Source organism: Stenotrophomonas maltophilia group sp. vghtpe118, from assembly GCF_052605195.1.
In genome coordinates, this window is sequence record NZ_CP199672.1 from 2777597 (window position 1) to 2793790 (window position 16194).

The following is a 16194-nucleotide window of genomic DNA, read 5'->3' on the forward strand; positions in this document are numbered from 1 at the left end:
GGTACCTGGAGTCTCAACGCAGTTGCTATGGGCCTGGCCTGGTCGGATGCCGAAGCGCATCCACGCTGCGGCGCCAGTGCTCGCTGTTTCTGAAATCCTCTCTGTCCACAGGACTCATTCGGCGCAGATCGAGCCAAGCCTAGCTTCTAAATCTGGGTATAAATCTAAAGCATGGTGGTGATGGTAGAGCCAGATTTCGTGGAGAAATGTGTTATCTACATGATTTAAAAGGAATTTATGCGGGTGAAACCCCCTGTATAGAGGCGCCTCAGGCTGGGGGGGAACCTGTGGATAGTTTCCAGACCCAAGCAAAAGGGCTTTTTTATCCACAGATTGCCCATACCTTGTGTATAAGTCATACCGACCCGCTGTGGACAGCGTGAAACGAATGGGCCGGATTCTTTGAAATCTGTGGAACCTCCCAGGGCATCGGATCTCAGATTTGGAGGAATCCGGGCCCCCGCCCGCTCACCCGGCCGGGCAAGCGCTCATCAAACACCTGCGGCAGTGGTCCTGAAATCGTTGAAATCTGGCGGGCCACGCCCCGCAACCCTGTGCAGAATTGAAGGAATTTCAGCTGCGTCCGGAGCTGGAAACGGGCATGCCGGTGAACCGGCGCCACGTGGAACCCGCGATCAGTTGGTGCGCGGGAGCTTCTGCTCCGCGTCGATGCGGGTGCAGCACGTCCGGCTTGACCGATGCAGTAAGCTGATGGATTCCCTGTCCCTCTACCGCCTCGAGCGGATGGTCGTTCGCGCCCCATGCTTATCCGCCGCCTCGCCTTGCACCAACTGCGTCGCTTCAGTGCGGTGGATCTCTTGCCCCAGCCGGGGCTGAACCTGCTCACTGGCGACAACGGTGCCGGCAAGACCAGCGTGCTGGAGGCCCTGCATCTGATGGCCTATGGCCGCAGCTTCCGCGGCCGGGTCCGCGATGGGCTGGTACGCCAGGGCCAGGAGGCGCTGGAGATCTTCGTGGAATGGGACGAGCAGCGTGCCGATCACGCGCCGCATCGCCGAAAGGCCGGCCTGCGCCACAGTGGCCAGGACTGGAAGGGACGATTGGACGGTGAAGACGTGGCTCAGCTCGGCAACCTCTGCGCAGCGCTGGCGGTGGTGACGTTCGAGCCCGGCAGCCATGCGCTGGTCAGCGGCGGTGGCGAGCCCCGCCGTCGCTTCCTGGATTGGGGCTTGTTCCACGTGGAACCTGATTTCCTGTCCTTGTGGCGCCGCTATTCAAGGGCGCTGAAGCAGCGCAACGCCCTGCTCAAGCAGGGCGGCCCGTCGCGGATGCTGGACACCTGGGATCACGAGTTGGCTGAGGCCGGAGAGCCCCTTACCAGCCGGCGTCAGCACTACCTTGAGCGGCTGCAGCAGCGTGCCGTGGCGCTCGCGGCCAGTTTGGCACCGCAACTCGGTATCCAGGCACTGCAACTCAGTCCGGGCTGGCGTCGGCATGAGCTTCCCCTGGCAGATGCTCTGCTTCTGGCCCGGGATCGTGACCGCCAGGCCGGCTACACCTCGGTTGGGCCGCACCGGGCGGACTGGAGCGTGGATTTCCACAGCATTCCTGGTCGCGATGCACTGTCACGCGGTCAGGCCAAGCTCACCGCATTGGCGTGCCTGATGGCGCAGGCTGAGGACTATGCAGAACAGCGCGGCGAATGGCCGGTGATCGCACTGGACGATCTGGCCTCCGAACTGGATCGTACCCACCAGGCGCGGGTATTGGAGCGTCTGCTCACCGGCCCGGCGCAGATCTTCGTCACCGCTACTGAACCTCCGGCGGCCCTGCAGGGCCTGACCCAGATCGCCCGGTTCCACGTGGAACATGCACAGATCGTGGCTGTGCCATAGTGGGCACATCAGGGCCACTCGACCCCGGCTGGTATAATTCGGGTTGGAATCCTTTCATTCTCGGCACATCGCCCCAAGCGGTGTCCGACCTGCGGAGCCTACGGCAAGCGCAATGAGCGACGAACAGAACACCCCGGCAAACAACGGCAATTACGACGCCAACAGCATTACCGCCCTGGAAGGCCTGGAGGCTGTCCGCAAGCGACCCGGCATGTACATCGGTGACGTGCATGACGGCACCGGTCTGCACCACATGGTGTTCGAGGTTGTCGACAACTCGATCGACGAAGCGCTGGCCGGCCACGCCGACCATGTCGCGGTGACGATCCACGCTGACGGCTCGGTCTCGGTGTCCGATAACGGTCGCGGCATCCCCACCGGCAAGCACGAGCAGATGAGCGCCAAGCTCGGTCGCGAGGTCTCCGCCGCCGAAGTGGTGATGACCGTCCTGCACGCAGGCGGCAAGTTCGACGACAACAGCTACAAGGTTTCCGGCGGCCTGCACGGCGTCGGCGTCAGCGTGGTCAACGCGCTGTCGCAGAAGCTGCTGGTGGACGTGTTCCAGAACGGCTCCCACTACCAGCAGGAATTCAGCAACGGCGCAGCCGTGACCCCGCTCGCCAAGCTGGAAGCCACCACCAAGCGCGGCACCACCGTGCGCTTCTGGCCGTCCACCGTCGCCTTCCACGACAACGTGGAATTCCACTACGACATCCTGGCCCGCCGTCTGCGCGAGTTGTCGTTCCTGAACTCCGGCGTCAAGATCGTCCTTGCCGACGAGCGCGGCGACGGCCGTCGCGATGACTTCCACTACGAAGGCGGCATCCGCAGCTTCGTGGAGCATCTGGCCCAGCTGAAGACCCCGCTGCACCCGAATGTCATCTCCGTCACCGGCGAGCACAACGGCATCGTCGTGGAGGTGGCGCTGCAGTGGACCGACTCCTACCAGGAGACGATGTACTGCTTCACCAACAACATCCCGCAGAAGGACGGCGGTACTCACCTCGCCGGTTTCCGCGGTGCGTTGACCCGCGTGCTCAACAACTACATCGAGCAGAACGGCATCGCCAAGCAGGCCAAGATCAACCTGACCGGCGACGACATGCGCGAAGGCATGATCGCGGTGCTGTCGGTGAAGGTGCCGGACCCGAGCTTCTCCAGCCAGACCAAGGAGAAGCTGGTCAGCTCCGACGTGCGTCCGGCGGTGGAAAACGCCTTCGGTGCGCGCCTGGAAGAGTTCCTGCAGGAAAACCCGAACGAAGCCAAGGCGATCGCCGGCAAGATCGTCGATGCCGCGCGTGCGCGTGAAGCTGCGCGCAAGGCCCGCGACCTGACCCGCCGCAAGGGCGCGCTGGACATCGCCGGCCTGCCGGGCAAGCTGGCCGACTGCCAGGAAAAGGACCCGGCGCTGTCCGAACTGTTCATCGTCGAGGGTGACTCGGCAGGTGGCTCGGCCAAGCAGGGCCGCAACCGCAAGAACCAGGCGGTGCTGCCGCTGCGCGGCAAGATTCTCAACGTGGAACGCGCGCGCTTCGACCGCATGCTGTCCTCCGACCAGGTCGGTACGCTGATCACCGCACTGGGTACCGGCATCGGCCGCGACGAGTACAACCCGGACAAGCTGCGTTACCACAAGATCATCATCATGACCGACGCCGACGTCGACGGCGCCCACATCCGCACCCTGCTGCTGACGTTCTTCTACCGTCAGATGCCGGAGCTGATCGAGCGCGGTTACGTCTACATCGGCCTGCCGCCGCTGTACAAGATCAAGCAGGGCAAGCAGGAGCTGTACCTGAAGGATGACCCGGCGCTGGACAGCTACCTGGCCAGCAGCGCAGTGGAAAACGCTTCACTGGTGCCGGCCACCGGCGAGCCCGGCATCGAAGGCCTGGCGCTGGAGAAGCTGCTGCTGGCCTACGCCGCCGCGCTCGATTCCATCGAACGCAACGCGCACCGTTATGACCGCAACCTGCTTGAAGCGCTGGTTGATTTCGTGCCGATGGACATGGACAGCCTGCGCAATGCGGGCGAAGGCGAAGGCCTGGATGCGCTGGCCAAGCGCCTCAACCAGGGCAGCCTGGGCAGCCCGCGTTTCAGCCTGGAACTGCAGGAGGCCAACGACGAGCGCCCGGCCGCCGTGCTGGTGACCCGTCGCCACATGGGCGAGGAGCACATCCAGGTGCTGCCGATGTCGGCGTTCGAGAGTGGCGAACTGCGTGCGATCCACCAGGCCTCCAAGCTGCTGCACGGCCTGGTGCGCGAAGGTGCAACGATTTCCCGCGGCGCCAAGTCGATCGAAGTCGACAGCTTCGCGAAGGCGCAGAACTGGCTGCTCGAGGAGGCCAAGCGCGGCCGCCAGATCCAGCGATTCAAGGGTCTGGGTGAAATGAATCCGGAGCAGTTGTGGGATACCACGGTGAACCCGGAGACCCGTCGCCTGCTGCAGGTGCGCATCGAGGATGCGGTCGCTGCCGACCAGATCTTCAGCACCCTGATGGGCGATGTCGTCGAGCCGCGTCGCGACTTCATCGAAGACAATGCGCTGAAGGTCGCCAACCTGGATATCTGACACAATCGGGACCTGGCCGGTGCGCGGGGAGCTGCACCGGCCTTCGTCCCTTGAACACAGGTACCTGATGTCCGCATCCACCCCGGTCTCCGCCGCCCCGCCCCCGGTTCCGCCGGTGTCTGCCCCACCGCGCGCCGTGGCACCGTTGGCAGGCTTCTTCATCGACCTGGGCATCGCCGCCGTTACCCTGGTCGGCCTGAGCATGGTCACCGGCCTGTTCTGGGGCTTCTACCGTGCAATCGTGGTCAGCCGCGCCAACGCCGAGGCCAATGGCGGCGGACTGACACCTGACGCCGTCGGCGCGGCAGTGGGCCAGCCCGGTGCCCTGGCGCAGATCCTGATGGCCCTGATCGCCACCGGTGGCGCCGCGCTGCTGCTGTACTTCTGGCGACGCCCGGCAAACGCCGGCGAACGCATGGCGTCGCGACAGGCGTTGCTGCGGCCGTCCACCTGGGGCTGGACCCTGCTGGTGGCCACGCTGATCGTGCTCGGCAGCAACGGCATCGCCTTCCTTTCCAAGCAGTTCGGCATCGAGCCGGTGCCCACCAACGTGGAACTGATGCAGAGCGCAATCGCTCGCTTCCCGCTGTTCCTGGTGCTGTTTGCGGTCGTCCTCGCCCCCGCCTACGAAGAGCTGCTGTTCCGCCGCGTCCTGTTCGGGCGCCTGTGGCAGGCCGGCCGCCCCTGGCTGGGCCTGATCCTCAGCAGCCTGGCGTTCGCCCTGGTCCATGAAGTGCCCGGTGTCAGCAAGAACTCGCTGCTGGGCATGGCGCAGCTGTGGCTGGTGTACGGTGGCATGGGCGCCGCCTTCTGCTGGCTGTACCGCCGCACCGGCACCCTGTGGGCGGCGATTGCCGCGCATGCGCTGAACAACGCGGTCGCGCTCGCCGCAATGGTGTTCCTGGGGTCAACGTAACGCCGTGCCCGCTTGACGAAAGATTAAGCAGGTACGCTACACACTGCGCACATGAACACGGGGGCGGACCCATGAAACAACTGCTGCTGGCTCTAGTCATCACCACCGTGGTCAGTGCCTGTGCGACCACCACCTCGCCAACCGGACGACGGCAGATGGTGGGCGGCGTGTCGCAGGCACAGCTTGACCAGCTCGGTGCGCAGGCGTTTGCCGAGACCAAGCAGAAAGAGAAGATCAGCACCGATGGCCGCCAGAACGGCTACGTGCAGTGCGTGGTCAATGCGCTGGTCGCACAGCTGCCGCCTCAGTACCGTGGCGTACGGTGGGAGACTGCCGTATTCGTCGACAAGGAACCCAACGCCTTTGCCCTGCCCGGCGGCAAAGTGGGCGTGAACACCGGCATCTTCACCGTTGCCAGGAATCAGGACCAGTTGGCTGCCGTGATCGGTCATGAGATCGGCCACGTGATCGCGCGTCACCACGAGGAACGCATTACCCGGCAGATGGGCGCGCAGACCGGCCTGGCCGTGCTGGGCGCGCTGGCCGGTGCCGCCTATGGCGATGGTGCCGCCAGTACGGTCAACCAGTTGGGCGGCATGGGCGCGCAGGCGGCCTTCCTGTTGCCCGGCTCGCGGACCCAGGAAAGCGAGGCGGATGTGATCGGCCAGCGACTGATGGCCCAAGCCGGTTTCAACCCGGCCCAGGCGGTGGATCTGTGGCAGAACATGATGGCCGCCAGCGGCGGTCGAAGCCCGCAATGGCTGTCCACCCACCCCGATCCGGCCAACCGGATCCAGGAGCTGCGACGTGACGCACCGGGCCTGGCGCCGGTCTATCAGCAGGCGCAGGCGGCCGGGCTGCGGCCAAAGTGCGGATGAGTGCGCAGTTCTATGCTGTATTGCAGCACATAAAACGATTTCTCACGCCATCTGTTTCTGATACGTTTGGCGGCTCAGATTTTTCTGACAGTCCGACTTTGCCGCTATCCGGCGGTTCGATCGAGGTGAACGATGATTTTCCGTAACCACAAAGCTGTGCTTTCCGTCCTCGTCGCGACCGCCCTGACCGGCGCCGTGGTCACCGATGCCTTCGCGCAGTCCTCGCGTTCCTCCGACCGTGGCAGCCGCGGCGGCAGCAGCAAGCAGGCCAAGGCCGAACCGCTGTACCCGAATGCGACCCGCCAGGAGCCGACCGTCAAGGCCTCGGCCAAGATGGGCAGCAAGCTGCAGAAAATGATCGACAGCTACAACAAGGAAAAGTTCCCGGAGACGCGCACGCAGGCTGACGCGATCCTGGCTGACAGCGCCTCCAACGAGTACGACAAGTCGCTGGCCGCGCAGCTGGCCTCGCAGGCCGCCTACCAGACCGACGATACCCCGGCCGCCATCGCCTACCTGAAGCAGGTCATCCAGTTCAACGGCCTGGACAACAACGGCCACTTCCAGTCGATGCTGATGCTGGGCCAGCTGCAGCTGCAGGAAGACCAGACTGCCGAAGGCCTGGCCACCCTGGACAAGTACTTCGCCGAGAGCAAGTCGACCAAGCCGGAAGAGCTGATTGCCAAGGGCCAGGCGCTGTACCAGCTGGAGCGCTACCAGGAAGCGATCCCGGTGCTGAAGCAGGCCATCGCGGGCGCTGCCGAGCCGAAGGACAACTGGAACCAGCTGCTGATGGCGGCCCTTTCCGAAGCCGGCCAGACCGGTGAGGCCGTGCAGGCCGCAGAAGCGCTGGCGGCCAAGAACCCGTCGGACAAGAAGGCCCAGCTGAATCTGGCCAACATGTACATGCAGGCTGACCAGATGCCGAAGGCCGCCGCGGTGATGGACAAGCTGCGCAGCAGCGGCCAGCTCACCGAAGAGCGCGAGTACAAGCAGCTGTACTCGATCTATGCCAACACCGAGAACAAGGAAAAGGACGTCATCGCGGTCATCAACGAAGGGTTGCAGAAGGGCATCCTGAAGCCGGATTACCAGGTCTACCTGGCGCTGGCCCAGTCCTACTACTACTCCGACCAGGTGCCGCAGGCGATCGATGCGTGGCAGAAGGCCGCCCCGCTCTCCAAGGACGGTGAGACCTACCTGAACCTGGCACGCGTCCTGCATGCCGAAGGTCGCGTCCCCGAGGCCAAGCAGGCCGCCCAGCAGGCGCTGGCGAAGGGCGTGAAGAACCAGGCTGATGCCAAAAAAATCATCAACCTGAAGTAAGTAGGAATAACGCCTGAATGCCTGCTCAGTTGATGCGCAGGCGCTCAGGATTGGTATAAGCTTGGAGGTTCCTGCGGTGTCATGCACCGCTGATCAGGGATCCCGCCCCCGGGATTCCGGCCCCACTATTGAGCTCTTGGCGCATGACGGAACAACTAGTCGTTCACCGGTACGAACAACCCGATGACAAGGGGCTGAGCTGGCCTCGCATCGTCGGCATCGCGTTTGTAATTGCCCTGCATCTGGCCGCCTTCATGATGCTCCTGATTCCCGCCGTGGCTCCCAAGGCCGTCGCGGAGAAGGAGCGCAACGTCATGGTGACCATCGTCGACGCGCCGCCGCCGCCCCCACCGCCGCCGCCGCCGCCGCCGCCGCAGGATACTCCGCCACCGCCGGTGAAGAATCTGTCGCCGCCGAAGCCGTCGCCCGTACCGCCGCCGCCGCAGGCGCCGGTTGTCGACGTGCCGGAGCCGCGTCCGAACGATATCGTCACCCCGCCGTCGCCTCCGGCGCCGCCGGCACCGCCGACCTCGATCGAGGCCAGCGTGGACATCTCGTCGAAGGCCATGAATCCGCCGCGCTACCCGCCGGCAGCCTTCCGCGCAGGTATCCAGGGCGAAGTGATCCTGATCATTGATGTCGATGCCAGCGGCAACGTCACCAATGTCACGGTGGAAAAGTCCAGCCGTAACCGCGACCTGGACCGTGCTGCGATGGAAGCGGCTCGCAAGTGGCGCTTCAACGCCGCTGAAGCAGGCGGTAAGAAGACGGCAGGTCGCGTTCGCGTCCCGGTCAACTTTGCGCTGAACTGATGCGCCCGGGTGGCCGCCTGGCCACCCCCGCTCCCGGTTCGATTGTTTAGCTTAGCTACACCCTTTATCACCACACACAACAAAGGTAAGCGTCATGCTGCAGGAAATTTTCATCGCCGCTGCTGCCGGGGGCAATCCGTCCAACGCCCTGTCGCAGATGGGCTTCGAGCACCTGATCCACGAAATGACCACCAAGCCGGGTGATTTCGCGGTTTCCTGGGTCGTGCTGCTGACCCTGATCGCCATGTCGGCCATGTCCTGGTACTGGACCGTCATCAACATCTTCCGTGCCACCCGCCTGAAGAGCGCCGCTGATCGCGTCGTCAGCCTGTTCTGGGACACCCCGAACGCGCAGGACGCCATCCGTGCGATGGAAGAGCAGCCGGCTTCGGAGCCGTTCTCGAAGATCGCCCTGGACGCTGCCCAGGCAGCTGCCCACCACCAGCGCGCTGAAGGCGGTGCTACCGGCGGCGTCGGTGAGAACCTGAGCCGTTCGGAGTTCGTCGACCGCGCTCTGCGTCAGGCCGTCACCCGCGAAAGCAACAAGCTGCAGTCGGGCATGACCCTGCTGGCCACCGTCGGCGCGACCGCTCCGTTCGTCGGTCTGCTGGGTACCGTGTGGGGCATCTACGGCGCGCTGATCAAGATCGGTGCCACCGGCTCCGCTTCGATCGACGCCGTTGCCGGCCCGGTGGGTGAAGCGCTGATCATGACCGCGATCGGTCTGTTCGTCGCAATCCCGGCCGTGTTCGCCTTCAACTTCTTCAGCAAGATCAACAGCGCGACCATCAGCAAGTTCGATACCTTCGCGCACGACCTGCACGACTTCTTCGCCACCGGTTCGCGCGTCCGCTAATTGCGGCGCGCGTCACCCAGCGACGAAGTAAGTAGTCACCAAGATCTAGACGGAGCCCGTTATGGCTTTCAGTAGTGGTAACAGCGGCGGCCCCATGGCCGACATCAACGTTACGCCCCTCGTGGACGTGATGCTGGTGCTGCTGATCATCTTCATCATCACGGCGCCCCTGATGTCCCACAAGGTCAAGGTGGATCTGCCGGAAGCCAACCTGATCCAGAAGCCGGAAGATGCTGAAAAGCGTCCCAACCCGATCACGCTGGCAGTCAAGGAAGACGGCTCGATCTACTGGAACGACGAAGAAATCAACAAGCAGACTCTCGAGTCCCGCTTGGCGACCGCCGCACAGCAGACCCCGCAGCCGCCGCTGAACCTGCGTGGTGACCGCACCACCAAGATGCGCGTCATCAACGACCTGACCAAGGTCGCGCAGGAACAGGGCATGCTGGACGTCGGCTTCGTTGCGACCAAAGAAAAGGGGCAATAAGCCATGGCATTCAGTAGTGGTGGTGGCAAGGGCCCCATGGCAGACATCAACGTCACGCCCCTCGTGGACGTGATGCTGGTTCTGCTGATCATCTTCATCGTGACCGCGCCGATCATGACGTACCCGATCGCCGTGGACCTGCCGCAGCGCGTGCTCAACCCACCGCCGCAGCTGGTCGAACCGCCGCCGCCGATCGAACTGAAGATCGACGCCAGCAACCAGGTCTCGTGGAACAACAGCCCGATCAATACCAGCGAGCTGCAGCAGCGGATGGAGCAGGAGGTCCAGCGTGACCCGACCAACCAGCCGGAACTGCGCATCGACGCCAGCCCAGATTCCGAGTACGACGTGATGGCCAAGGTTCTGGCCGCCGCGAAGAACGCTCAGATGAAGAAGATCGGTTTTGTGCAGCAGTAAACGCGACACCGCAACACAACAGTCATGACGCGACTGCAGACGCCCCTGGAGACAGGGGCGTTTTTTTTGTTTGTGGGATGCAGTCGGGGTCAGATCCCTTTTTGGCAGGAAAAGGGATCTGACCCCATCAGGGAGCACGCGCCCGCTATGATCGGCGCATGCTTGCCCTCTTCGATTCCCTGCGCCATTGGCTCGACGGTATCGCCCACCTCGGCACGATCATGGCGGTGGCTTACCTGCTGTACCTGTTCGCGCTGGCGGGCTGGATCATGCTGCAGAAGCGCGAGCCGGTGGCCACGCTGAGCTGGATCCTTTCGTTGGCACTGCTCCCCTATCTCGGGCTCTTCATCTACTACCTGCTGGGCCCGCAGAAGGTGAAGCGGCAACGGCTGCGTCGTGGCCGTGCACGCTCGGGCATGGAGCACTACAGCGATGTCTGCCCGCCCGATTCGGACTGCACCGAACTGGCCAAGGTGGCCCAGGCCACGACCGGACTGGCCCCAAGCAGTGCCACCGAAGTGACCTGGCTGGTGGACGGTGCGGCGACCTACGCGGCCTTGCTGGAGGCCGTTGCACAGGCGCACGATCACATCCATCTGGAGTACTACATCTTCAATCCGGATCACGCAGGCACCGCCCTGCGCGATGCCCTGGTCGAGCGCGCACGTGCCGGTGTGCAGGTGCGCCTGCTGCTGGATGCGGTGGGCTCCTCCGCCCTGCCCCGCCGTTTCCTGCAGCCCCTGCTCGAGGCTGGCGGTGAAGCGATCTGGTTCCACCCACGTCAGCTGCTGAAACCGTTCAAGCGCCCGTGGCTGAACCTGCGCACGCACCGCAAGCTGGTGATTGTCGATGGCCGCCTGGCCTTCACTGGCGGCATCAACATCACCGACGAGGAAGACGAAAGCCGCAGGCCCGACGCCTATCGCGACCTGCACATGCGCATTCGCGGTCATGTGGTGCGCAGTCTGCAGCTGGTGTTCGCCGAGGACTGGCTCTACGCCAGTGGCCAGGAACCCTCGCGGATGGATATCGCCCGCTTGTGGCCGGCCGATATGCCGCTGCGCGGGGATGGCGCGATCAACGCGCAGGTACTGGTGTCCGGCCCGGACTCGGGCTGGGAGACGATCCACCGGCTGCACGTCGCCGCCATCCAGGAAGCGCACGAGCGGGTGTGGCTGGTGACGCCCTATTTCGTGCCGGGTGAAGCGGCGCGGATGGCGCTGACTTCGGCCGCGCTGGGCGGCCTGGACGTGCGCCTGCTGGTACCGAAAATGAGCGATTCGTGGTTCGTCACCCAGGCCGCGCGCTCGTACTTCGACGAGCTGTTGCATGCCGGCGTGAAGATCTACGAGTACGGCCCGCGCATGCTGCACACCAAGGCGTTCATCGCCGACGACGACGTCTGCATTGTCGGCAGTGCCAACTTCGACCACCGCAGCTTCCGCCTGAACTTCGAGCTGTCGATGATGATCAGCGACCGGGACCGCGTGGCAGCCCTGGCCGAGCTGCTGCAGGGTGAATTCGATCGCGCCACGCGGGTGCATGACCAGGCCGGGCGCTCGCTGTGGCTGCACCGCCTGCCCGAGGCCTTCGCCCGGCTGGCCTCGCCGCTTCTCTGACGCAGCGCTACACTGCGGCGATCATCCGGGGAGCCCGACTATGTACTGGTTGTACCTGCTGCTGGCGCTGGGCTGCTTTGCCTTCGCGCTGAAGACCCCAAGCGCAGGGTTGATGACCCTGTGCCTGCTGGCTGCGCTCGCCTTCCTGCTGGCCTGGGTACGCGGTCGTTACGTGGCCCGTTTCGGCGACCTGCAGCGCGACCCGGCCACCCTGATCGATGCCGAGGAACTGCGCCGCCTGCGCGAGCAGGCCCAGGCGCGCCGCAACGATGACGCCAACGACAACGATCCGTCCCCTCTTTCCAAGTAGTTCCGTTCCATGACCCAGCTCAGCGTCAACGTCAACAAGATCGCCGTCCTGCGCAATTCGCGCGGCGGTGCCGAACCGGACGTGGTGCGCGCCGCCCAGGCCTGCCTGGATGCCGGCGCGCATGGCATCACCGTGCATCCGCGGCCGGACCGCCGCCACATCACCGCCGAGGACGTGCTGGCCCTGTCCACGTTGACCCGCGCGCGTGGCGTGGAATTCAACATCGAGGGCAATCCATTTGCGCCGCCGCGCGAGGGGTACCCGGGGCTGCTGCCGCTGTGCGAACAGACCCGTCCGGCGCAGGCCACCCTGGTGCCCGACGGCGATGGCCAGATCACCTCCGACCACGGTTTCGACTTCGAACGCGACGCCGAGCGCTTGCGCCCGTTGATTGCGGAACTGAAGGCGATGGGCTGCCGGGTCAGCCTGTTCGTTGATGCGGGCAACCCGTTGCTGGAGCAGGCCGCCGAGGTCGGTGCCGACCGCATCGAGCTGTACACCGGCCCCTACGCAGAGGCGCATGCGGCGGGCGACGCTGCGGCAATGCTCGAACTGTTCGCCACTGCGGCGCGGCGGGCGCATGCAGTGGGGCTGGGAGTGAATGCCGGCCATGACCTGTCACAGGACAACCTCCGCGACTTCCTGGCCCAGGTGCCGGACGTGCTGGAGGTGTCGATCGGCCACGCGCTGATCGGCGAGGCACTGTATGACGGGCTGGATGCCACCGTGCGCGGGTACTTGGCGCTGCTTTGATGCATTGCAGCCGAGCGTAGGCTCGGCTCTACAGCGCCGAACCCACGCTCGGCTCAGACTTGCCCTGAACCCTTCAGACAGCCGTCGCAGCCATTGAGACGGCGGCGACGTACCCTGCCGCAATGGGTATTGCGATCAAGGGCCGAGGTTCCACGTCCCACCTTGCTGGGCGCTTCGAAAGCACCGTCAGCGAGGCGGTGGACGACGGCTGGGCGGTCGATGAGAGCGAGGAGTTCCTCGCGCCGCGCCTGCGCACCGAGGTGCGCGCCGAGACCGCGCGCAGCATCATCACCCGCAACACTTCGCCAGACGTCGGCTTCAGCCAGTCGGTGAATCCGTACCGCGGTTGTGAGCATGGGTGTTCCTACTGCTTCGCGCGCCCTTCCCATGCCTATCTGAACCTGTCACCTGGCCTGGACTTCGAGACCAAGCTGTTCGCCAAGACCAATGCGCCTCAGCTGCTGCGCAAGGAACTGTCGAAACCCGGTTACGTGCCGCAGCCGATCGCGCTGGGCATCAACACCGATGCGTATCAGCCGATCGAGCGCAAGTTCAAGCTGACCCGCCAGCTGATCGAAGTGATGCTGGAAACCAGGCATCCTTTCTCGCTGATCACCAAGAACGCACTGGTCGAGCGCGACATCGATCTGCTCGCGCCGCTGGCGGCGGAGAACCTGGTCAGTGTGCATTTCTCGGTGACCTCGCTGGACCCGCATCTTTCCGCGAAGCTGGAACCGCGCGCATCAGCACCCCATGCACGGTTGCGCGCGATGAAGCGCCTGCATGACGCGGGTATCCCGGTGGGAGTCATGCTGGCGCCGGTGATTCCGTGGATCAACGACAGCGAACTTGAAGCGGTGCTGGAGGCTGCGCACGATGCCGGCGCCAGTACCGCAGGCTACGTGCTGCTGCGCCTGCCGCTGGAAGTGGCGCCACTGTTCCGCGACTGGCTCGATACCCATCATCCCGATCGCGCCGCGCACGTGATGAGTACCATCCAGCAGCTGCGTGGTGGCAAGGACTACGACAGCCAGTTCGGCACCCGCATGCGCGGCCAGGGTGTGTATGCCGATCTGCTGAACAACCGCTTCAAGCTGGCGCGCAAGCGGTTGGGATTCAATGCGCAGAACAGCCATTGGCCGAAGCTGGATTGCAGCCGGTTCCAGAAGCCGCTGCCGCCGAAGAAGGATTCGCCGCAGGGGTCGTTGTTCTGAGGCCATCAGTCGAGCATGGCTCGACTCTACATCAAGGCCGACGAGCAGCTCGGGATCACCCGCCAAACAACTTCTGCGCACTCTGGAACAGGATCCAGCTGGTGGCGATGAACTTGTCGCCACCCTGTGGCCGATTGCCGCGATGGGTGTGGGTGAACGCCGTCGGCGCAATCAGCAGGCTACCGGTGCGCGGCGCGATCTTCCGCCCCTGGAACAGGAACTCGGTTTCGCCTTCGTCGAAGTCGTCATTGAGGTACAGCGTCCACAGCACGTGCCGGTGCAGGGTCTCGGCCTGCGCATCCTTCGGGTACAGCTCGCAGTGCCAGTACGGGTAGCCACCCTCGCCCGCGGCATACCACTGCAGGTTGATCGCGCCCGGACGCAGGCAGGTGCGGGCCAGGTCGGCCAGCTGCTGTTGCGGCATGTCGGGGAAGTCCTCGGCAGACAGGCGTCGCGGTTGGCCATTGCTGTCCTGGATCTGCAACATCAGCGGGGCAATCAACGCCTGTGGATAACGGCGTAGATAAGTCAGCAGGCCGTTGAACACCGCAATCTGCAGCTGCTGATCAACATCCTGCCAGCCGTCCAGGCCACTGATGCGCAGATCCTTGCTGTGCTTGAGTTCCGGGAACACGCCACTGCCCACCGCACCGGGCAGCAGGCCACGCGTGGCACGCATGCGCTCGACGATGGCCGCGCAGACCTCACTGGGGACGGCGTTGTGGATGACCTCGATGAAATCGACCGGGCCCTGCTCGTGCATGCGTGCATTCCTTCGGCGGCAACGGCTTGATGGTGCCGTTTGCCGCCCTCGGTGTCACCCTGCGGTCATGTCATCGAACTGCCATGACCGCCGTCAGGCGTCGAGCCGTCAGCCCTTCGCTTCGTCGTGCGCGTGGTGGTAACGCACCGCTTCGGCCACTTCCTCGCGCGAACCCAGGAACACCGGCACGCGCTGGTGCAGCTGGTCGGGCTGGATGTCGAGGATGCGCTCGCGGCCGGTCCAGGCGGCGCCGCCGGCCTGTTCGACCAGCAGGCCCATCGGGTTGGCTTCGTACATCAGGCGCAGCTTGCCGGCCTTGGACGGATCCTTCTTGTCCCATGGGTAGATGAAGATGCCGCCGCGGGTCAGGATGCGATGCACGTCGGCCACCATGCTGGCGATCCAGCGCATGTTGAAGTTCTTGCCGCGCGCGCCTTCCTTGCCGGCCAGCAGATCACTGACGTAGGCCTGCATCGGCGCTTCCCAGTGACGCTGGTTGGACATGTTGATGGCGAATTCCTGGGTGGCCGCCGGAATCTGCATGTTCTCGGTGGTCAGCACGAACTCGCCCTTCTCGCGGTCCAGGGTGAAGGCGTGGGTGCCATGGCCGACGGTCAGCACCAGCTGGGTGCTGGGCCCGTAGATGCAGTAGCCAGCGGCGATCTGCTTGCTGCCCGGCTGCAGGAAGGCGTCATCGCCCGGCAGCTCGACGTTGGTCGGGCAGCGCAGCACCGAGAAGATGGTGCCGACGGAGACGTTGACGTCGATGTTGGAGCTGCCGTCGAGGGGATCGAACAGCAGCAGGAAATCACCGCGCGGGTAGATGTCCGGCACCGGCTGGCTGTGGTCCATTTCCTCCGAGGCGCAGGCGGCAAGGTGGCCACCCCAGGCATTGGCTTCGAGCAGGATCTCGTTGCTGATGACGTCCAACTTCTTCTGTGCTTCACCCTGCACGTTGCCGGTACCGGCGTCGCCGAGCACGCCACCGAGGGCGCCCTTGCTGACGGCGATGGAAATGCTGGTGCAGGCGCGGGCGACCACGGCGATCAGCTGGCGCAGGTCGGCATTGATGCGGCCGGCGTGCTGTTCCTGGATCAGGAAACGGGTCAACGAAGTACGGGACATGGTCGGGCAGGTCTCGGCAGCGGGAAAACGCCTATTGTCGCCCGTCTGGCGGGGGCGTGCGTGAGCGCGGGAAGGCGTAATCGTTTCCAGATGCGTTGTGCTCGTGGCGCCTTCCTTCATGGAGGCACAGGGCGAGGTACACCGTGGCCAGGACACGCCGTAAACCCATCCATGGGGGCTCGGTCGGCGCATCCATGCGCCTCACGGTCCTGGCCACGGTGTACCTCGCCCTGCGCTTCAGGGTTCGCCGCGAGCGCGGAGGGTGTGGCAAAGGCAGAGGCAAAGCAGAA

Annotated in this window: 15 protein-coding genes; 13 read left to right on the top strand and 2 right to left on the bottom strand. The window is 64.6% G+C overall.

Going from position 1 to position 16194, the window contains the following annotated elements; genetic code table 11:
* Positions 1 to 761: 761 nt before the first annotated feature.
* From recF to ACUDTM_RS12720, 13 genes are all read left to right on the top strand, one after another.
* The gene (recF, locus tag ACUDTM_RS12660; protein WP_069138188.1) at positions 762 to 1856 is read left to right on the top strand and encodes a DNA replication/repair protein RecF; all 1095 of its coding nucleotides are present in this window, start codon (positions 762 to 764) and stop codon (positions 1854 to 1856) included.
* A 112-nt stretch (positions 1857 to 1968) separates the two neighbouring features.
* Positions 1969 to 4428 carry a DNA topoisomerase (ATP-hydrolyzing) subunit B gene (gene gyrB / locus ACUDTM_RS12665; RefSeq protein ID WP_061480434.1) on the top strand — a complete coding sequence of 820 codons (2460 nt, stop codon included), beginning with the start codon at positions 1969 to 1971 and terminating at the stop codon, positions 4426 to 4428.
* Positions 4429 to 4495: 67 nt separating this feature from the next.
* Positions 4496 to 5344 (top strand): CPBP family intramembrane glutamic endopeptidase, encoded by an 849-nt coding sequence (locus tag ACUDTM_RS12670; RefSeq protein WP_049417132.1) that lies wholly within the window; start codon positions 4496 to 4498, stop codon positions 5342 to 5344.
* A gap of 71 nt (positions 5345 to 5415) precedes the next feature.
* Positions 5416 to 6222: a M48 family metallopeptidase gene (locus ACUDTM_RS12675; RefSeq protein WP_061480435.1), complete on the top strand. Its 807-nt coding sequence runs from the start codon at positions 5416 to 5418 to the stop codon at positions 6220 to 6222.
* A 132-nt stretch (positions 6223 to 6354) separates the two neighbouring features.
* A complete protein-coding gene (locus tag ACUDTM_RS12680) occupies positions 6355 to 7548 on the top strand; it encodes a tetratricopeptide repeat protein (protein ID WP_061480436.1) in 1194 nt (397 codons plus the stop codon).
* Between the two features lie 143 nt (positions 7549 to 7691).
* Complete coding sequence (locus ACUDTM_RS12685) at positions 7692 to 8360, top strand: energy transducer TonB (protein ID WP_005421199.1); 669 nt, start codon at positions 7692 to 7694, stop codon at positions 8358 to 8360.
* Positions 8361 to 8454: 94 nt separating this feature from the next.
* Complete coding sequence (gene exbB / locus ACUDTM_RS12690; RefSeq protein WP_005411738.1) at positions 8455 to 9216, top strand: TonB-system energizer ExbB; 762 nt, start codon at positions 8455 to 8457, stop codon at positions 9214 to 9216.
* Positions 9217 to 9277: 61 nt separating this feature from the next.
* Entirely contained in the window at positions 9278 to 9703 is a 426-nt protein-coding gene (locus ACUDTM_RS12695; protein WP_005421196.1) for an ExbD/TolR family protein, read from the top strand.
* 3 nt (positions 9704 to 9706) lie between these two features.
* Positions 9707 to 10120: an ExbD/TolR family protein gene (locus ACUDTM_RS12700; RefSeq protein WP_005411740.1), complete on the top strand. Its 414-nt coding sequence runs from the start codon at positions 9707 to 9709 to the stop codon at positions 10118 to 10120.
* Positions 10121 to 10278: 158 nt separating this feature from the next.
* The gene (gene cls, locus ACUDTM_RS12705; RefSeq protein WP_072168774.1) at positions 10279 to 11739 is read left to right on the top strand and encodes a cardiolipin synthase; all 1461 of its coding nucleotides are present in this window, start codon (positions 10279 to 10281) and stop codon (positions 11737 to 11739) included.
* Between the two features lie 40 nt (positions 11740 to 11779).
* The gene (locus ACUDTM_RS12710; RefSeq protein ID WP_049438866.1) at positions 11780 to 12049 is read left to right on the top strand and encodes a hypothetical protein; all 270 of its coding nucleotides are present in this window, start codon (positions 11780 to 11782) and stop codon (positions 12047 to 12049) included.
* 9 nt (positions 12050 to 12058) lie between these two features.
* Complete coding sequence (locus ACUDTM_RS12715; protein ID WP_072168775.1) at positions 12059 to 12802, top strand: pyridoxine 5'-phosphate synthase; 744 nt, start codon at positions 12059 to 12061, stop codon at positions 12800 to 12802.
* A gap of 122 nt (positions 12803 to 12924) precedes the next feature.
* Positions 12925 to 14016 carry a PA0069 family radical SAM protein gene (locus tag ACUDTM_RS12720; protein ID WP_072168776.1) on the top strand — a complete coding sequence of 364 codons (1092 nt, stop codon included), beginning with the start codon at positions 12925 to 12927 and terminating at the stop codon, positions 14014 to 14016.
* A gap of 55 nt (positions 14017 to 14071) precedes the next feature.
* On the opposite strand, the gene ACUDTM_RS12725 is transcribed toward ACUDTM_RS12720, so the two are convergent.
* A complete protein-coding gene (locus ACUDTM_RS12725) occupies positions 14072 to 14779 on the bottom strand; it encodes a 2OG-Fe(II) oxygenase (protein ID WP_032957940.1) in 708 nt (235 codons plus the stop codon).
* A 108-nt stretch (positions 14780 to 14887) separates the two neighbouring features.
* Positions 14888 to 15904: a class 1 fructose-bisphosphatase gene (locus ACUDTM_RS12730; RefSeq protein ID WP_061480468.1), complete on the bottom strand. Its 1017-nt coding sequence runs from the start codon at positions 15902 to 15904 to the stop codon at positions 14888 to 14890.
* Positions 15905 to 16194 lie beyond the last annotated feature (290 nt).